Consider the following 16,007-nt stretch of genomic DNA (forward strand, 5'->3'; position numbering starts at 1 on the left):
CCCCCCCGCTAGGAGCACCCCCATGGCTGTCATCGACGTCACCGGCCCCAACCCGTACCAGGTCCACATTGGCCGTGGGTTGAACGAGCAGATCGCCCAGCGTGCGCAGGAGACCGGCGCACGACAGGTGATGATCGTGCACCAAACGCCGCTGGCGGATACAGCCGAACAGCTGCGCACCCTGATCGAGGCCGCAGGCCTGAACGTCACACTCGCACCGATCCCGGATGCGGAAGACGGCAAGACCCTGCGCGTCGCAGGGGAGCTGTGGGACACGCTCGGCGCGCAGAACTTCTCGCGCCAGGACATTGTCATCGGCCTTGGTGGCGGGGCGACAACAGACCTCGCTGGCTTTGTCGCTGCGGCGTGGATGCGTGGCATCAAGGTCATTCAGGTGCCTACGACGCTGCTGGCCATGGTCGACGCTGCCGTGGGCGGCAAGACCGGTATTAACACCGACGCCGGTAAGAACTTAGTCGGCGCGTTCCACGAGCCGGACTCCGTGTACATCGACCTAGACCGCCTGGACACCCTCGCGCATGAGGAGTTCGTCGCCGGCTCCGCAGAGATCATCAAGACCGGTTTCATCGCTGACCCGGTCATCCTGGACATCTATGAAGAAGCGGCGCAGAGCCCGGAGGGTGACGTTCCGAAGGACCGCATCGCCGAGCTGATCGAGCGTTCCGTCGCCGTCAAGGCCCGCGTTGTCGGCGAAGACCTCAAGGAATCCCACCTGCGAGAGATCCTCAATTACGGCCACACGCTGGGCCACGCCGTCGAAAAGCGCGAAGATTACCGCTGGCGCCACGGCAACGCTGTCGCTGTCGGCATGATCTTCGTTGCAGTGCTGGCGCGCAACCGTGGGCTCATCGATCAAGGGGTCGTTGACCGCCACCGCAGGATCTGCGCATCGGTCGGTTTGCCCACCACGTACGATCAGGATGCCTTCGAGGAACTATATGAAGGCATGACGCACGACAAGAAGAATCGCGACGGCCGCATCCGCTTCGTCGTGCTCGAAGGTATTGGTGCCACGACGCGCCTAGAAGATGCGACCATGGAGGAGCTGCGCGCAGCCTATAGTGAGTTGGCATGAAGGTACTCGTGCTCAACGGCCCCAATCTCAACCGTCTTGGCAAGCGGCAGCCCGAGATTTACGGCTCCGTGACGCTCGCCGATATCGAGGAGCGACTGAAAACGCGCGCGGGCGATCGTGCCGAGATTTACTTCCGGCAGTCGAATCATGAGGGCGTGCTTATCGACGCGATTCATAACGCCGCCGACAACGACTGGCCCGTCATCATCAACCCGGGCGGGTACACCCACACCTCCGTGGCTCTGCGCGACGCGCTCGTGGAACTGCAGAACGGACCCGGCTTCGTCGAGGTGCACATCTCGAATGTGCACGCGCGCGAGCCGTTTAGGCAGCATTCCTTCCTCTCGCCAATCGCGACCGGAGTCATCGCTGGCCTGGGGGCTGACGGTTACGAGCTGGCGTTGGAATACTTCCTGAGGAGGGCATGATGGGTTTCGCCGATTCCCGTTTCCTGACCCGCCGCCGCAAACTCTCGGCGGAACTGGCTGGTCAGCGTATTGACTCGTTTTTGTTGACCCACCCGGTCAACGTGCGGTATTTCTCCGGTTTCTCCGGCTCCAACGGTGCGCTGCTGGTGAACAAGGACCTCTCCGCCAAGATCGCCACCGACGGCCGTTACACCATGCAGATCGCGGCCGAAGTTCCGGACATTGAGGCAGAGATCGTCTCCACGCCGGCGGAAACTCTGATCGCCGGTGTGGCTGACGGCTGGCGCGTGGGCTTCGATGCCGCGCACATGACCGTCGACGGGTTGAACCGCCTGCAGAAGGTCTGCCCGGAGGGCGTGACACTCGTCCCGGTCACTGGAGTCGTCGAGGACATTCGCCTGATCAAAGACGGCTTTGAGATTCGACGTTTGACGGAGGCCGCCGACATTGCGGTGGGCGCGCTGACCGCGCTTATCGACGCTGGCGAGCTCCGCGCCGGCCGCACCGAACGCGAGATTGCTGCCGACCTCGAATACCGGATGCGCCTCGGTGGGGCAGAACGACCTAGCTTCGACACCATCGTCGCCTCCGGCCCGAACTCTGCCCTGCCGCACTACAGCGCCGGCGACCGGGTGCTTGAGGACGGTGATCTGGTCACCATCGACTTTGGTGCGCACTACCGCGGCTTCAATTCCGACATGACGCGCACGTTCTGCATCGGCCACGCCACAGATTTCTCCCGCGAGATCTATGGGGTGGTGCTCGACGCGCAGATGGCCGGGGTGAAGGCAGCGACGCCGGGGAGGGGACTGGCTGACGTCGATAAGCACTGCCGCGACATCATCGCTGATGCCGGATACGGCGAGCACTTCGTGCATTCCACCGGCCACGGCATTGGCCTGGACGTCCACGAGGCACCGTACGCGCGTGTCAAGGGTGTGGGCACGCTTGAGGAGAACATGACGCTCACCGTCGAACCGGGCATTTACGTGCCGGATAGGGGCGGCGTGCGCATCGAAGACACCGTGGTGATCACCTCTGGCGCGCCGCGGATCATTACCGAGTTCCCCAAGGAACTCACAGTCATTTAGTATCTAGCCTTGTTCGTGTAGCATGGGCATGTTTTGACGGCCCCCACAAGGAGGATTTCACGTGGCAACTACCGCCGACTTCAAGAACGGCCTTGTCCTCAACGTTGATGGCAAGCTCCAGCAGATCATCGAGTTCCAGCACGTCAAGCCGGGCAAGGGCCCCGCATTCGTGCGCACGAAGCTCAAGGATGTGGTCACGGGCAAGACCGTGGACAAGACCTGGAACGCCGGCGTCAAGGTGGAGACCGCGACTGTCGACCGCCGCGACATGACCTACCTGTACAACGACGGCCAGAACTACGTGGTCATGGACGACAAGACCTACGAGCAGTACGAGCTGCCCGAGGACAAGTTCGGCGACGCCGCCCGCTTCCTGCTGGAAAACATGCGTGTGCAGGTCTCCTTCCACGAGGGTGAGGCGCTGTTCGCCGAACTGCCGATCTCTGTCGACCTGGGCATTCAGCACACCGACCCGGGCCTGCAGGGCGACCGCTCCACCGGCGGCACCAAGCCGGCCACCTTGGAAACCGGCGCTGAGATCCAGGTTCCGCTGTTCCTCGAGACCGGCAACGTGGTCAAGGTGGACACCCGCACCGGCGAGTACCTCTCCCGCGTGAACAACTAAGATGCCCGACTACAAACGTCACGGCGCCCGTTACCGTGCGCGCCGCCGCGCTGTGGACATCCTCTTCGAGGCAGAGACCCGCGACGTCGACCCAGTGGCGATCGTGGAGGACCGCGCCGCTCTGGCCGGCGATCCCACGAACGCCGTCGCGCCTGTGGCTGACTACACCCGCGAGATCATCGCGGGTGCGGCCGCCGCCTTGGACGAGATCGACAACGCGATCGAGCGCTTCCTGTCCGACAACTGGGAGCTCAACCGGATCCCCGCCGTCGACCGCGCCATCCTGCGCGTGGCCACCTGGGAGATTCTCTACAACGACGAGGTTGAGCCGCCCATTTCCATCGCTAACGCTATGGAAATGTCCACCGAGTACGCCGGCGACAATGCGTCACCGTACATCCACGCCGTGCTCGACGACATCATCCAGGCACACGCGTCCAATGCGCCCGAGATCGCCCAGGAAACAGACGAGTTCGGGCAGTTCACCGACACCGCTGAAGCCGCGGTAGTCACAGAGAACACGGGCTTGGCTGCGACGTCGCTTATCGACGCTAATGCTGCGGAGCCAGCTGTGCCTTCCGAGGCGGAAGAGCCTTCCACCTCCGCCGAGACATCGAAGGAGCAGCAGCCCACCGATGGCCAAAGTAACGATTGAGGAGGCAGAGTCCCTCCGCGTTGGGCCTGACTTCGAGATTGCCTCCGTCGATCCGGCATCCACGCCGGGGCTTTCCGACGGCAACGTCGACAGCGCCTACTCCGACTTCGACGAAGAAATCGCCGAACTGCAGGAGTGCCTCTACGCTAACGGCCGCGCCGGTAATGAGAATGCTGGCTCGGTCTTGCTCGTCCTCCAGGGCATGGACACATCCGGTAAGGGCGGCATTGTCCGCAACGTCGTCGGCGACGTGATGGACCCGCAGGGTGTGCACATCAAGGCCTTCGGTAAGCCGACGGAAGAAGAGCGCAAACACGATTTCTTGTGGCGCATCCGCCCACACCTGCCGGAGCCGGGCGTGGTGTCTGTCTTCGATCGTTCCCACTACGAAGACGTCTTGGTCCAGCGCGTGAAGAACATGGCCCCGCCTGAAGAGATCGAACGGCGATACGAGGCAATCGTCGACTTTGAGAACGAAGCCGCTGCGAACGGCACCAAGATCATCAAGGTCATGCCGCACATCTCCAAGGACTTCCAGAAGGAGAACCTGCGTAAGCGTCTCGAGCGCGAGGACAAGCACTGGAAGTACAACCCTGGCGACATCGACGACCGTCAGCTGTGGGACGAGTACCAGAAGGCCTACGAGATCGCGATGACGCGTACCTCCACCGACGTCGCACCGTGGTACTGCATCCCGTCCGACGACAAGGATTACTGCCGCACCGTAGTCAAAACTCTGCTGGCACGCGCATTGCGCGAGCTCGACTTGTCCTGGCCGGAACCGGACTTCGATATCGAGACCGAACTCACGCGCCTCGAGGAGTCTTAGAGCCCGCGTCACCGGGGCGTGATTTGCCGGGCGATGTCAGGAACGCGCTCGGAATCCGGGTGGTCATCGAGCAGCCGGAGGTAGTCGCGTAGTTCACGCTCATTGTCAGCGGTCCGGCACTCCAGGTGCGCGTTCCAGAACCGGACGAGCGTCTCCGCGGCGATGTCCACGGCGTCGGGCAAGTGCACGATCGGGTGCAGATATTCTTCGACGAGAGAAAACACCCAGCCCATCGGCGCGTGCGAGGGGAGTACGTCGACGACGTACTGAATGAACTGATGATACTCGGAGGCGTTGTCGCTCTTCCACTCGTAAGCGAGCCCCGTCCAGCAACTGGGTGGATACGCGGACAGCTCGTCCATCGCGCTGTCGGCGTCAAGCGCATAGAAAGCCCCCATGACCTCGAAGAAGTCAACATCGTGCAGCGCCATGTGTCTTCAGGGGGCTACAGCGCTAAAAACTGCGCGTGGTGGTCACGGACGTGGAGGTGGAGGTCGGTGTCGACTCATCAACGGTCGCGAAGAGCACACCGAAGCCAATCACGAACGCTAATCCGCCATTACGGCCGTCGTGGGGTGGCTGGTTCCACTGATTCGACATGCTGCACTCCTCCCGCGATCAGGTTCAGCGTACATGACCGCCGCTCAGTGCTACTGCTCGAGTTCAGAATCTCCGCTGCTGCGCTCGGTTTCGGCTTGTTCCACTTCGGCCTGCGCCGCTTCGATCTGCTCGGAGAGGACAACCATCGCGTTGTGCGCGCTGACCACCTTGTCTACCGCGTCTGTGACAGTTGCGCGCAGTTGCGGATCGTTCATGCCCGCTGCGCAATGCACTTCGGACTCGGTGCGCACGATAAGATTCTCGGACCGGTTGCCGACAATCGCACGCGCGCCCACCAACGTCGAATTGACCTCGTTGGCAGCCAGGTACAGCGTCGCTTCCGGCGTGTCGGCGGGGGTATCGGTGGCGGAGTCAGCCCGGGCGATGAAGACGGAGTCCAGCAGCACGATCATGATTTGCAGGTCCTCGTGCAGCCCCTGGGCAACGCGGCCGGTGGAGTCTGCCTCTACACCGATGCCCGCTTGAGCAGCGGCGTCCACAATACGGTCAATAGTGACAGTCGAAACGTTGTTGTCGCTCACGGTTACTCCTCCCATGTCACAGCGGTCGGGAATGATTCAGCCAAGAAGTCGAAGGCCTGCAATGTCGCGTCGATCGAGGTGACCACGAAGGACCCGAGCTGATCGTCGGAAAGCCCCTGGGAAACGTCCAGCGAACGGATGCCGGTAATGACCAGGGTGTTCTCTTCGCTCTGGAAGAAACGCAGCGTCGGCGCGAAACGCGTCTGGTTGTACTCGTTCACAGCGAAGAGCAGCGACGAGGCGTCCATCGGGGTGAACTCGCCGCGCCACACGGACTCGAACACCAGCCGGCCGTCGTCGAAGGCGAACACCATCGCCGCGTTGACGAAGCCGGTGCGCAGCACCGTACGGGTTGGTTCGCCGGGGCCAGCGTCAGCTTCTTCGATGCGGTACTCGAGGTTTTCAGCGTCGAGCACAGCCGCAATGTCATTCACCGTGATATCGCGGGGCGTATCGACGTCCCCGTCTTCACCATTAGTTGGTCGTGTCACAGTAGTTCCTCCTTGCCGAGTTCGTGGTCGAGTGCTTCCTGCAGGGTGGGGTAGCGGAAGTGGTGGCCGAGCTCATTCAATTTTGCCGGCTCAACGCGCTGGTCGGCCAGCGCGAGCTCGCGGGCGCCTTCTTCACCCAGGAGCACCTTTGGGCCGAGCGAGGGGATGCCCATCAGCTCGGGGCGGTTGAGTGTCAAGGTCAGCGCCTTCGACATCTCGGCGTTCGTCACCGGGTTCGGGGCGGTGGCGTTGACGGGGCCGGAGAGCTGATCGTCGAAAAGCGCGCGGATGTAGATGTCCGTCAGGTCGTCGATGGCAACCCACGACATCCAGAAGTCGCCGTCGCCGAAGCGCGCCGACAGGGCAGTCGACGCGGAGAAGCGCAGCACCGGCAGCAGTCCGCCTTCACCGGACAGGACGAGCCCGGTGCGAATGTTCACGGTGCGCACACCGGTGTCGTGGGCGTAGTCGGTGGCGGCTTCCCACTCAGCAACGACCTCGGCGAGGAACCCATCGCCCTGGCCGTCAGCTTCGGTGTGGACGCGGTCGCCGGCGTTGGTGCCGTAGAAGCCGACGGCTGAGGCGGATACAAACGTCTCCACACCGGCGTCCGCTGCGGCTTGGGCCAGCTTGCGCGTCGGGCCGATGCGCGAGGAATAGATCTTCGATTTATGGGTGTCGGTGAACCGGCCCATGATGGACTCGCCGGCAAGGTGGATGACGGCATCGATGCCGCTGAAAAGCGATGCGTCCGGGTTCTCCATGTCCCAGTGGCGCTGGCCCTCCTCTGCGTCGCCGCGCACAAGCTGAACGACGGTGTGGCCGGCGGTCGTCAGCTGCGCACTCAAGGCGGAACCGACGAGCCCGCGCGAGCCGGTCATCGCGATCGTCTTCGGAGCGACGTCGGCAATCTGCTCGAGCCGGTCTTGGAACGCGAGGTCTTCGACGAGCTGGCGTTGGCGGTAGGCGAAGGCCGCCTTGAGCATGGCCTCCGGCACGCGCGTGTCCACGGTGTCGGTGATGCGGGTGCCGCTGTCTGCCTGCTCGAAGAGGTGGGTGTGCTTCCATTGGGTCGCCTGTTTGACGGGGGTGTTCTCTGCCACGTCGACGAACTGGGAGCCCTCGATGTATTCCTCGGCAACGTGTTGCGCGATCCATTTCTGGCCGGCAGGCAGCTTGAGCACAGTGGTGCCGTCGCGCAGCGATTCAGCGCCGGAGACAACGCTCATCGGAAGAAAAGGCGGGGTCAGGCGCTGCACGGCGCCCGGGCGGGTATGCCACTCCCAGACGCGCTCAAGCGGCGCGGGCACGAGGTGGGTGGTGGTGATCGACAATGGGAACCTGCTTTACGCGTTTGAGTGATAATCTTGCGGGTGTCGTTCAAGAGCTGGTTTCCAGCTTAGACACGCACACAGAAACGCATCCTTTAAATTCCGCACAGAGAGGCGGGGAAGGAGGTTCGATGAGTGCCACACAGTTGCTCGACGCCAACGACGTGTCGCGCACGATTGCACGCATCGCGCATCAAATCATCGAGAAAACAGCGCTTGATGCACCCGACGCACCGTCGGTTGTTTTGCTGGGGATTCCGTCGGGGGGAGTGCCGCTGGCAAAGCGCATCTCCGCGGCGATCGCAGAGTTCGCCGGGGTCACCGTCCCGGTTGGCAGTTTAGATGTCACGCTGTACCGCGACGATCTGCGGGCACGTCCGCACCGTGCGCTGTTGCCCACCGACATTCCGGTCGACATCAACGACGCGATCGTGGTGCTTATCGACGATGTCTTGTACTCCGGCCGCACCATCCGCGCCGCCCTCGATGCCATTGCGGATATCGGGCGACCGCAGGTCATTCAGCTGGCGGTGCTTGTTGACCGCGGACACCGCGAGCTGCCGATCCGCGCGGATTACGTGGGCAAGAACATTCCCACCTCGCGCAGTGAGGATGTCGAAGTCACCCTCACGCCGATCGACGACTCCGACGGCGTCACCTTGATCAAGGACGGTGAATGATGAAGCACCTGATCAGCATCGCGGACTTGTCCCGCGAAGAAATCATCGGCCTGATGGATGAGGCGGACCGGTTCCGCGAAGCCCTCGACGGCCGCGAGATGAAAAAGCTGCCGACGCTGCGCGGGCGGACGGTGTTCACGCTGTTCTACGAGAACTCCACGCGCACACGCTCGTCTTTTGAGACAGCGGGCAAATGGATGAGCGCCGATGTCATCAACGTCTCTGCCTCTAGCTCGTCGGTGAAAAAGGGCGAGTCACTCAAGGACACCGCCCTGACCATCGAGGCGGTCGGCGCGGATGCGATCATCATGCGGCACCCGGCCTCCGGCGCGCCTAATCTGCTGCGCCAGTGGGTGCCGGATGCGAGCATCATCAACGCCGGCGACGGCCAACACCAGCACCCCACCCAGGCGCTTCTCGACGCTGTGACGATGCGCCAACACATCGGCGACCTAGAGGGCAAGAAAGTGCTCATCGTCGGCGACTGCTTGCACTCGCGCGTGGTGCGGTCGAACGTGGACTTGCTCTCGGCGCTTGGCGCGACGGTTGTGCTGGTCGCCCCGCCGACGCTCTTGCCGGCCGGTGTGGAGACCTGGCCGTGCAAGGTGTGCTACGACTTCGATGCCGAGTTGGAGGGCGGTGCTGACGGGGTCGCGCCCGATGTGGTGATGATGCTGCGCGTTCAGGCGGAGCGCATGCTCGGCGGGTTCTTCCCGTCCCACCGCGAATACGCCACCTTGTACGGGTTGTCGGAAGCTCGCGCTGACAAACTGGGTAGTGATGCCCTGATCATGCACCCCGGCCCGATGCTGCGCGGCATGGAGATCAACTTCGCCGTCGCCGACCGCCCCAACGCGGTGGTTCTGAACCAGGTGACCAACGGCGTGTACACCCGCATGGCGGTCCTATTCACCTTGCTGGCGAGCGGAGAGGAGATCTAGATGACCACGCTTGCGATCAACAACGTCCGCCCTTACGGCGAGGACACGACCAACATCCTCATCCGCGACGGTGTCATCGCGGAGATGGGGGATTCCCGCTTTGACGCCGCCGACACGATCGACGCTGATGGCCACGTGCTGCTGCCGGGGCTCGTCGATATGCACGTGCACCTGCGTGAGCCCGGCCGCGAGGACACCGAGACCATCGCTACCGGCTCCGATGCCGCCGCCAAGGGCGGTTTCACCGCCGTGTTCACCATGGCGAACACTCAGCCGGTCATTGACCAGCCTTTCCTCGCCGAAGCGGTATGGGAAAAGGGCCAGGCCTACGGTAAGTGCGACGTCTACCCGGTCGGCTCCATCACGCAGGGCCTGGAGGGCAAGCAGCTCACCGAGATCGGGCTGCTCGCCCGCAACCACGTCCGCATGTTTTCTGACGACGGCCGCTGCGTCAACGACCCGCAGCTGATGCGCCGCGCGATCGAGTACGCCAAGGCTCACGACGTCGTGCTGGCACAGCACGCTGAAGACCACCGAATGACCGAGGGCGCCAGTGCACACGAAGGCGCCAACGCCGCCCGCCTCGGCCTGCGCGGTTGGCCGCGTGTGGCCGAAGAGTCCATTGTCGCACGCGATCTCATCATGACCCGCGACTACGGCGGCCGCTACCACATCTGCCACGCCTCCACCGAGGGCACCGTGGCGCTGCTGCGCTGGGCTAAGGAACAGGGGATCGAGGCCACCGCCGAGGTCACACCGCACCACCTGCTGCTCACCGACGCCAAGCTGGAAACCTACGACGGCCTCTTCCGCGTCAATCCGCCGCTGCGCGAACACCGCGACACCATCGCGCTGCGCGACGCGCTTCTCGACGGCACCATCGACGTCATCGCTACCGACCACGCCCCCCACGGCTCCGAAGACAAGTGCGTGGAATTCGAGCACGCGAAGCCGGGGATGCTCGGGCTGGAGACGTCGTTAAGCATTGTGGCGCATGTATTTGTCGAGTCGGGCCTGGCTGACTGGCGCTTTGTCGCGCGCGTCATGAGCGAGCGGCCCGCCGAAATTCTCGGCCTATCCGACCAGGGCCGCCCCATTGCGGTTGGGGAGCCGGCGAACCTGACGCTCGTCGACCCGGACGCCGGATGGACCGCGCACGGCGCGGACATGGCCTCGAAGGCGAACAACACCCCCTACGAGAACATGAACTTCAACGCCTGCGTGAGCGCCACCATCCTCCGCGGCACCCCGACATTCCTGCGCTAACCAGCACTCAAGAGACAAAAGGAGCACTACAATGAGCACCACCCGCATCCCGGCCGTGCTGGTCCTTGCCGACGGAAAGACCTTCCCCGGTTTCGCCTTCGGTGCCAGCGACGCCGCAAACCCGGTCTTCGGCGAAGCCGTGTTCACCACGGCCATGACCGGCTACCAAGAGACCATGACCGACCCGTCGTACCACCGCCAGATTGTCGTGGCAGCCGCCCCGCAGATCGGCAACACCGGCTGGAACGACGAGGACAACGAATCCCACGACAACCGGATCTGGGTCGCCGGCTTGGTCATCCGTGACCTGTCGCGCACCGTGAGCAACTGGCGCGCGCAACGCAGCCTCGACGACGAGATGAAGTCCCAGAACATCCCCGGCATCTACGGTGTGGATACCCGCACTCTGGTGCGCCACCTGCGCAACTACGGCTCGATTGCTGCTGGGATCTTCCTTGGTGAGGAGGCAGGTGAGTCCGTCGATAAGCTTGTCGCGCGCGTGAACGAGCAACCATCGATGGAAGGCGCCGACCTCGCCGGCGAAGTTTCCACCGACGAGACCTATGTCATCCCAGCGGAGGGGGAGAAGCGCTTCACAGTTGTCGCCTATGACATGGGAATTAAGACCGCCACGCCGCGGCATTTCGCGCAGCGCGGGATCGAGACTGTCGTCGTGCCGGCCAACACGCCGGTCGACGAGGTACTTGGCCACAACCCCGACGGCGTGTTCATTTCCAACGGCCCGGGCGACCCGGCAACTGCCGACACGATGGTCGACGTCACGCGCGGCGTCATCGAGAAAGGCATTCCACTGTTCGGCATCTGCTTCGGCAACCAGATCCTCGGCCGCGCGCTGGGACTGGAGACCTACAAGCTCAAATTCGGCCACCGGGGTGTGAACATCCCGGTGAAAAACCACGTCACCGGCAAGATCGACATCACCTCGCAGAACCACGGCTTTGCCTTGCAGATGCCGGACGGATTCACAGCAGACGATGTCAAGGACAGCCGCACCTTCGACACTGACTTCGGCCCTGCCGTGGTCACCCACACCTGCTTGAACGACGATGTCGTCGAAGGTGTCGCCCTGGAAACCGGCATGGCCTACTCCGTGCAGTACCACCCCGAGTCCGCAGCCGGGCCGCACGACGCAAACCCGCTTTTTGACCAGTTCATCGGCCTGATGGAGAACCACTCGGCCAATGGGAAGGATGCTTAAATGAAACGCGAAGACATCAACCACGTCCTGGTCATCGGCTCCGGTCCGATCGTCATCGGCCAAGCCTGCGAATTCGACTACTCCGGCACCCAGGCTTGCCGCGTGCTCAAAGAAGAAGGCCTGCGCGTCACCCTGATCAACTCCAACCCGGCGACGATCATGACCGACCCGGAGTTCGCCGACCACACCTACGTCGAGCCGATCACGCCGGAATACATCGACATGATCCTCGCCCGTGAGGCGGAACAGGCCAACCCCGTCGACGCGATTCTCGCGACTCTCGGCGGCCAGACGGCGCTCAACGCCGCGATTCAACTGGACCGCCAGGGCATCCTGGACAAGCACGGCGTGGAGCTTATCGGTGCCAACATCGATGCGATCGAACGCGGCGAAGACCGCCAGATGTTCAAGGACATCGTGGAGAAGATCGGCGGTGAGTCCGCGCGCTCCCGAGTCTGCTTCAACATGGACGAGGTCCGCGACACTGTCGCTGAGCTGGGTCTACCCGTCGTCGTCCGCCCGTCGTTCACCATGGGCGGCCTCGGCTCTGGCCTGGCGTTCACCATGGAGGACCTCGAGCGCATCGCCGGCGACGGGTTGGAAGCATCCCCGGAAGCGAACGTCTTGATCGAGGAGTCCATCCTTGGCTGGAAAGAATTCGAGCTGGAGCTCATGCGCGACGGCGATGACAACGTTGTGGTCATCGCGTCGATCGAGAACGTCGACGCGCTCGGCGTGCACACGGGCGACTCTGTCACCGTCGCTCCAGCGCTGACGTTGACGGACCGCGAGTACCAGACGATGCGCGACCAAGGCATCGCGATCATCCGCGAAGTCGGCGTGGATACCGGCGGCTGCAACATCCAGTTCGCGGTCAACCCGGTCGACGGGCGCATCATCACCATCGAGATGAACCCGCGTGTGTCCCGTTCTTCGGCATTGGCGTCAAAGGCGACCGGTTTCCCGATTGCGAAGATCGCCTCCAAGCTCGCCATCGGCTACACGCTCGACGAGATCACCAATGACATCACCGGCGTCACCCCGGCCGCGTTCGAGCCGGCGCTCGACTACGTGATCGTGAAGATGCCGCGTTTCGCCTTCGAGAAATTCCCCGGCGCCGATGACACGCTGGGCACCTCCATGAAGGCAGTCGGCGAGGCCATGGGCATCGGCCGCAACTACATCCAGGGCCTGAACAAAGTCATGCGCTCCATGGAGGACAAGCCGAACGGTTTCTGGACGCGCCCGGATGCTTACTTCGCCGAAGGCCGCGAAAACGACCTCGCTGCGGTGCTCGATGACCTGCGCGTGCCCACCGATAAGCGCCTTTATGACGCAGAACTCGCGCTGCGGCTTGGCGCCTCCATCGACCAGGTCTACGAAGCATCCAGCATCGACCCGTGGTTCCTCGCCGAGCTCAAGGCGCTCGTCGACTTCCGGCAGACGCTTATCGACGCCCCCGTGCTCGACGCTGAGCTGCTGCGCGAGGCCAAGGTCTACGGGCTGTCCGACGCTCAGATCGCAGCCCTGCGCCCGGAGCTCGCCGGCGAAGACGGCGTGCGCTCCCTGCGCTGGTCCCTGGGCGTCCACCCCGTGTACAAGACCGTGGACACCTGCGCCGGCGAGTTCGAGGCGCAGACGCCGTACCTCTACTCCGCGTACGAGTACGACCCGAACGCCGAGTCCGAAGTCTCGTCTTCTGGCGCGGGCGCTGGCGACAATTCCCGCGAGAAGGTCATCATCTTGGGCTCCGGCCCGAACCGCATTGGCCAGGGCATCGAGTTCGACTATTCCTGCGTTCACGCAGCACTAGAGCTCTCGCGCGTCGGCTACGAAACGGTCATGGTCAACTGCAACCCGGAGACCGTGTCCACGGACTATGACACCGCCGACCGCCTCTACTTCGAACCGTTGACGTTCGAGGACGTCATGGAGATCTACCGCGCGGAGCGGGAAAGCGGCACTGTCGCCGGCGTGATTGTTCAGCTCGGTGGCCAGACCCCGCTCGGCCTTGCGCAGAAGCTTGCCGCCGCCGGCGTCCCGGTCGTGGGCACTACCCCCGAAGCCATCAACCTGGCCGAAGACCGTGGCGAATTCGGCAAGGTGCTCGAGGCCGGCAAGCTGCCCGCCCCGGCGTTCGGCACCGCGACCTCCTTCGAGGAGGCGCGTACGGTGGCTGGGTCGATCGGTTACCCGGTGCTGGTCCGTCCGTCCTACGTGCTCGGCGGCCGCGGCATGGAAATCGTGTACGACGAGGCCAGCCTGGAGGACTACATCAACCGTGCCACTGAGCTGACCCCGGATCACCCGGTGCTGGTGGACCGCTTCCTGGAGGGCGCGATCGAGATCGACGTCGACGTACTGTCCGACGGCACCGACATTTACCTCGGCGGCGTCATGGAGCACATTGAGGAAGCCGGCATTCACTCCGGCGACTCCGCCTGCGCGCTGCCGCCGATGACGATCGGCCCGGAGGACATTGAGAAGGTCCGCCGCTCCGCCGTCGCACTCGCCGAAGGCATCGGTGTCAAGGGTCTGATGAATGTGCAGTTCGCTCTGAAGGACGACATTCTCTACGTGATTGAGGCCAACCCGCGTGCGTCGCGCACGGTCCCGTTCGTCTCCAAGGCGACCGGCGTGCACATGGCGAAGGCTGCCTCGCGCATCATGATGGGCTCCACCATCGCTGAGCTTATCGACGAAGGTCTGCTTCCCCGCACCTACGACGGCGGGTCCTTGCCACTCGAGCACCCGATCGCAGTCAAGGAAGCAGTCTTGCCGTTCACCCGATTCCGCAGCCCAGAGGGCAAGGTCATGGACACCACTCTTGGCCCGGAGATGAAGTCCACCGGTGAGGTCATGGGCCTGGCACCCAGCTTCGGTGTGGCCTACGCCAAGGCCGAGGCGGCTGCTTTCGGCGCGCTGCCGAAGGAGGGCACGGTGTTTGTGTCGGTGGCCAACCGCGACAAGCGTGCGGTGATCTTCCCCATCCAGCGCCTGTTCACGATGGGCTTCCGGATCGTGGCCACCGGCGGTACCGCCCAGATGCTGCGCCGCAACGGGATTGACTGCGAGACCGCGCTGAAGGCCTCCGAGGTGCGTGACGGTGCCGACGGCAAGTCGATCGTCGACCGGATTTACGACGGTGAGATCGACATGATCCTCAACACCCCTGCCGGCTCCGGCAGCGCCCGCCAGGACGGCTACGAGATCCGCGCAGCCGCCGTGACCAGCAACGTGCCGCTGATGACAAACGTGCAGGGCATCGTCGCTGCGGTCCAGGGCATCGAAGCTCTGCGCGCCAACGAGATTACCGTGACCAGCCTGCAAGAACTCGAGCACACCCCCGCAACTACGGAGGCGAAGTAGTGGCGCGCGCACCTTTTGGTGAGCGGCTCGCCGCGGCAGGCGACGACTTCGGTCGGCTCTGCGTCGGCATCGACCCGCACGAGTCGCTCCTGCGTGACTGGGGCTTGAGCTGCGACGTCGACGGCCTGCGAGAGTTCTCGCGCCGGTGCGTGGACGCCTTCGTCGGCCACGTCGCGTTGATCAAGCCGCAAGTCGCCTTTTTCGAGCGCTTCGGCGCCGCGGGGTTCGCGGTGCTCGAGGAGACGTTGGAGCAGATCCGCGAAAGCGAGAGCTTGAGCTGCGCCGACGCGAAACGCGGCGACATTGGCTCGACGATGGAGGGCTACGCCTACGCCTGGCTCGACGACCGCTCGCCGCTGCGGGCCGACGCGGTGACACTCACCCCGTACCTCGGTGTCGGATCGCTCGAACCAGCGATTGAGATGGCGGGGCGTGAAGGCCGGGGCGTGTTCATCATGGCGGCGAACTCGAATCCGGAAGCCGAAGCTCTGCAGTCGCAAACGCTGTCCGGCACCGGCACGACGCTCGCGCAAACCATGGTCGATGAGTGCGCCGACTACAACCGCGGTATGCGCATCGGGCACGTCGGGGTGGTGGTGGGTGCGACCGTCGCAAAGCCTCCCGTGCTTGACGGACTCAATGCTCCCGTGCTCATGCCCGGCGTCGGCGCGCAGGGCGCAACGCTTGACGACGTCACCCGCATCGCCGGCGATAACCTGGCCTTTCCCAACGTTTCCCGCTCGGTTCTCAGCGCCGGACCCGACACCTCTGAACTGCGAAAACGTGCGAAAGCGCTGGTGGGGCGCGCGTAGTGGCGACCCTAGTTAACAGCTCAACTAAAACT

The 16,007-nt window shown here is 63.7% G+C and carries 17 protein-coding genes; 12 read left to right on the top strand and 5 right to left on the bottom strand.

The features are described 5' to 3' along the window. Positions 1-22: 22 nt before the first annotated feature. From aroB to KBX17_RS04505, 6 genes are all read left to right on the top strand, one after another. The gene (aroB, locus tag KBX17_RS04480) at positions 23-1,096 is read left to right on the top strand and encodes a 3-dehydroquinate synthase (protein WP_256018658.1); all 1,074 of its coding nucleotides are present in this window, start codon (positions 23-25) and stop codon (positions 1,094-1,096) included. Next, positions 1,093-1,524, top strand: a complete 432-nt coding sequence (gene aroQ, locus KBX17_RS04485) for a type II 3-dehydroquinate dehydratase (protein ID WP_255997582.1) — start codon at positions 1,093-1,095, stop codon at positions 1,522-1,524. The genes aroB and aroQ overlap by 4 nt, the downstream gene beginning before the upstream one ends. Next, positions 1,524-2,615, top strand: a complete 1,092-nt coding sequence (locus KBX17_RS04490; RefSeq protein ID WP_255997584.1) for a Xaa-Pro peptidase family protein — start codon at positions 1,524-1,526, stop codon at positions 2,613-2,615. The genes aroQ and KBX17_RS04490 overlap by 1 nt, the downstream gene beginning before the upstream one ends. A 61-nt stretch (positions 2,616-2,676) precedes the next feature. Beyond that, the gene (gene efp / locus KBX17_RS04495) at positions 2,677-3,240 is read left to right on the top strand and encodes an elongation factor P (protein WP_005289983.1); all 564 of its coding nucleotides are present in this window, start codon (positions 2,677-2,679) and stop codon (positions 3,238-3,240) included. 1 nt (position 3,241) lies between these two features. Beyond that, complete coding sequence (nusB, locus tag KBX17_RS04500; RefSeq protein ID WP_370686996.1) at positions 3,242-3,895, top strand: transcription antitermination factor NusB; 654 nt, start codon at positions 3,242-3,244, stop codon at positions 3,893-3,895. Next, entirely contained in the window at positions 3,876-4,724 is an 849-nt protein-coding gene (locus tag KBX17_RS04505; RefSeq protein ID WP_255997587.1) for a PPK2 family polyphosphate kinase, read from the top strand. The genes nusB and KBX17_RS04505 overlap by 20 nt, the downstream gene beginning before the upstream one ends. A gap of 8 nt (positions 4,725-4,732) precedes the next feature. On the opposite strand, the gene KBX17_RS04510 is transcribed toward KBX17_RS04505, so the two are convergent. From KBX17_RS04510 to KBX17_RS04530, 5 genes are read right to left on the bottom strand one after another with little or no spacing between them, the layout of a single operon-like run. Then, entirely contained in the window at positions 4,733-5,155 is a 423-nt protein-coding gene (locus KBX17_RS04510; RefSeq protein ID WP_255997588.1) for a hypothetical protein, read from the bottom strand. 22 nt (positions 5,156-5,177) lie between these two features. Then, on the bottom strand, positions 5,178-5,324 hold the full coding sequence (locus KBX17_RS04515; protein WP_005289991.1) for a hypothetical protein: 147 nt from the start codon (positions 5,322-5,324) through the stop codon (positions 5,178-5,180). A 50-nt stretch (positions 5,325-5,374) separates the two neighbouring features. Continuing rightward, positions 5,375-5,866 (bottom strand): hypothetical protein, encoded by a 492-nt coding sequence (locus KBX17_RS04520; protein ID WP_050748810.1) that lies wholly within the window; start codon positions 5,864-5,866, stop codon positions 5,375-5,377. 2 nt (positions 5,867-5,868) lie between these two features. Then, on the bottom strand, positions 5,869-6,357 hold the full coding sequence (locus KBX17_RS04525; protein WP_255995333.1) for a YbjN domain-containing protein: 489 nt from the start codon (positions 6,355-6,357) through the stop codon (positions 5,869-5,871). Further along, entirely contained in the window at positions 6,354-7,691 is a 1,338-nt protein-coding gene (locus KBX17_RS04530; protein ID WP_255995334.1) for a TIGR01777 family oxidoreductase, read from the bottom strand. The genes KBX17_RS04525 and KBX17_RS04530 overlap by 4 nt, the downstream gene beginning before the upstream one ends. Before the next feature lie 128 nt (positions 7,692-7,819). Here KBX17_RS04530 and pyrR point away from each other — a divergent pair, with 128 nt between their 5' ends. From pyrR to pyrF, 6 genes are read left to right on the top strand one after another with little or no spacing between them, the layout of a single operon-like run. Next, positions 7,820-8,368: a bifunctional pyr operon transcriptional regulator/uracil phosphoribosyltransferase PyrR gene (gene pyrR, locus KBX17_RS04535; protein WP_005289999.1), complete on the top strand. Its 549-nt coding sequence runs from the start codon at positions 7,820-7,822 to the stop codon at positions 8,366-8,368. Beyond that, positions 8,368-9,309: an aspartate carbamoyltransferase catalytic subunit gene (locus KBX17_RS04540; protein WP_255995367.1), complete on the top strand. Its 942-nt coding sequence runs from the start codon at positions 8,368-8,370 to the stop codon at positions 9,307-9,309. The genes pyrR and KBX17_RS04540 overlap by 1 nt, the downstream gene beginning before the upstream one ends. Continuing rightward, a complete protein-coding gene (locus KBX17_RS04545) occupies positions 9,310-10,575 on the top strand; it encodes a dihydroorotase (RefSeq protein ID WP_255997592.1) in 1,266 nt (421 codons plus the stop codon). A gap of 31 nt (positions 10,576-10,606) precedes the next feature. Next, on the top strand, positions 10,607-11,794 hold the full coding sequence (gene carA / locus KBX17_RS04550) for a glutamine-hydrolyzing carbamoyl-phosphate synthase small subunit (RefSeq protein ID WP_256003635.1): 1,188 nt from the start codon (positions 10,607-10,609) through the stop codon (positions 11,792-11,794). Then, entirely contained in the window at positions 11,795-15,163 is a 3,369-nt protein-coding gene (gene carB / locus KBX17_RS04555; protein WP_256018661.1) for a carbamoyl-phosphate synthase large subunit, read from the top strand. Continuing rightward, entirely contained in the window at positions 15,163-15,975 is an 813-nt protein-coding gene (gene pyrF, locus KBX17_RS04560; RefSeq protein WP_256018662.1) for an orotidine-5'-phosphate decarboxylase, read from the top strand. Before carB ends, pyrF begins: the two co-directional genes overlap by 1 nt. Positions 15,976-16,007 lie beyond the last annotated feature (32 nt).

This window comes from Corynebacterium sp. CCUG 65737 (assembly GCF_024454115.1).
In the GTDB taxonomy this organism is placed as follows: domain Bacteria; phylum Actinomycetota; class Actinomycetes; order Mycobacteriales; family Mycobacteriaceae; genus Corynebacterium; species Corynebacterium genitalium.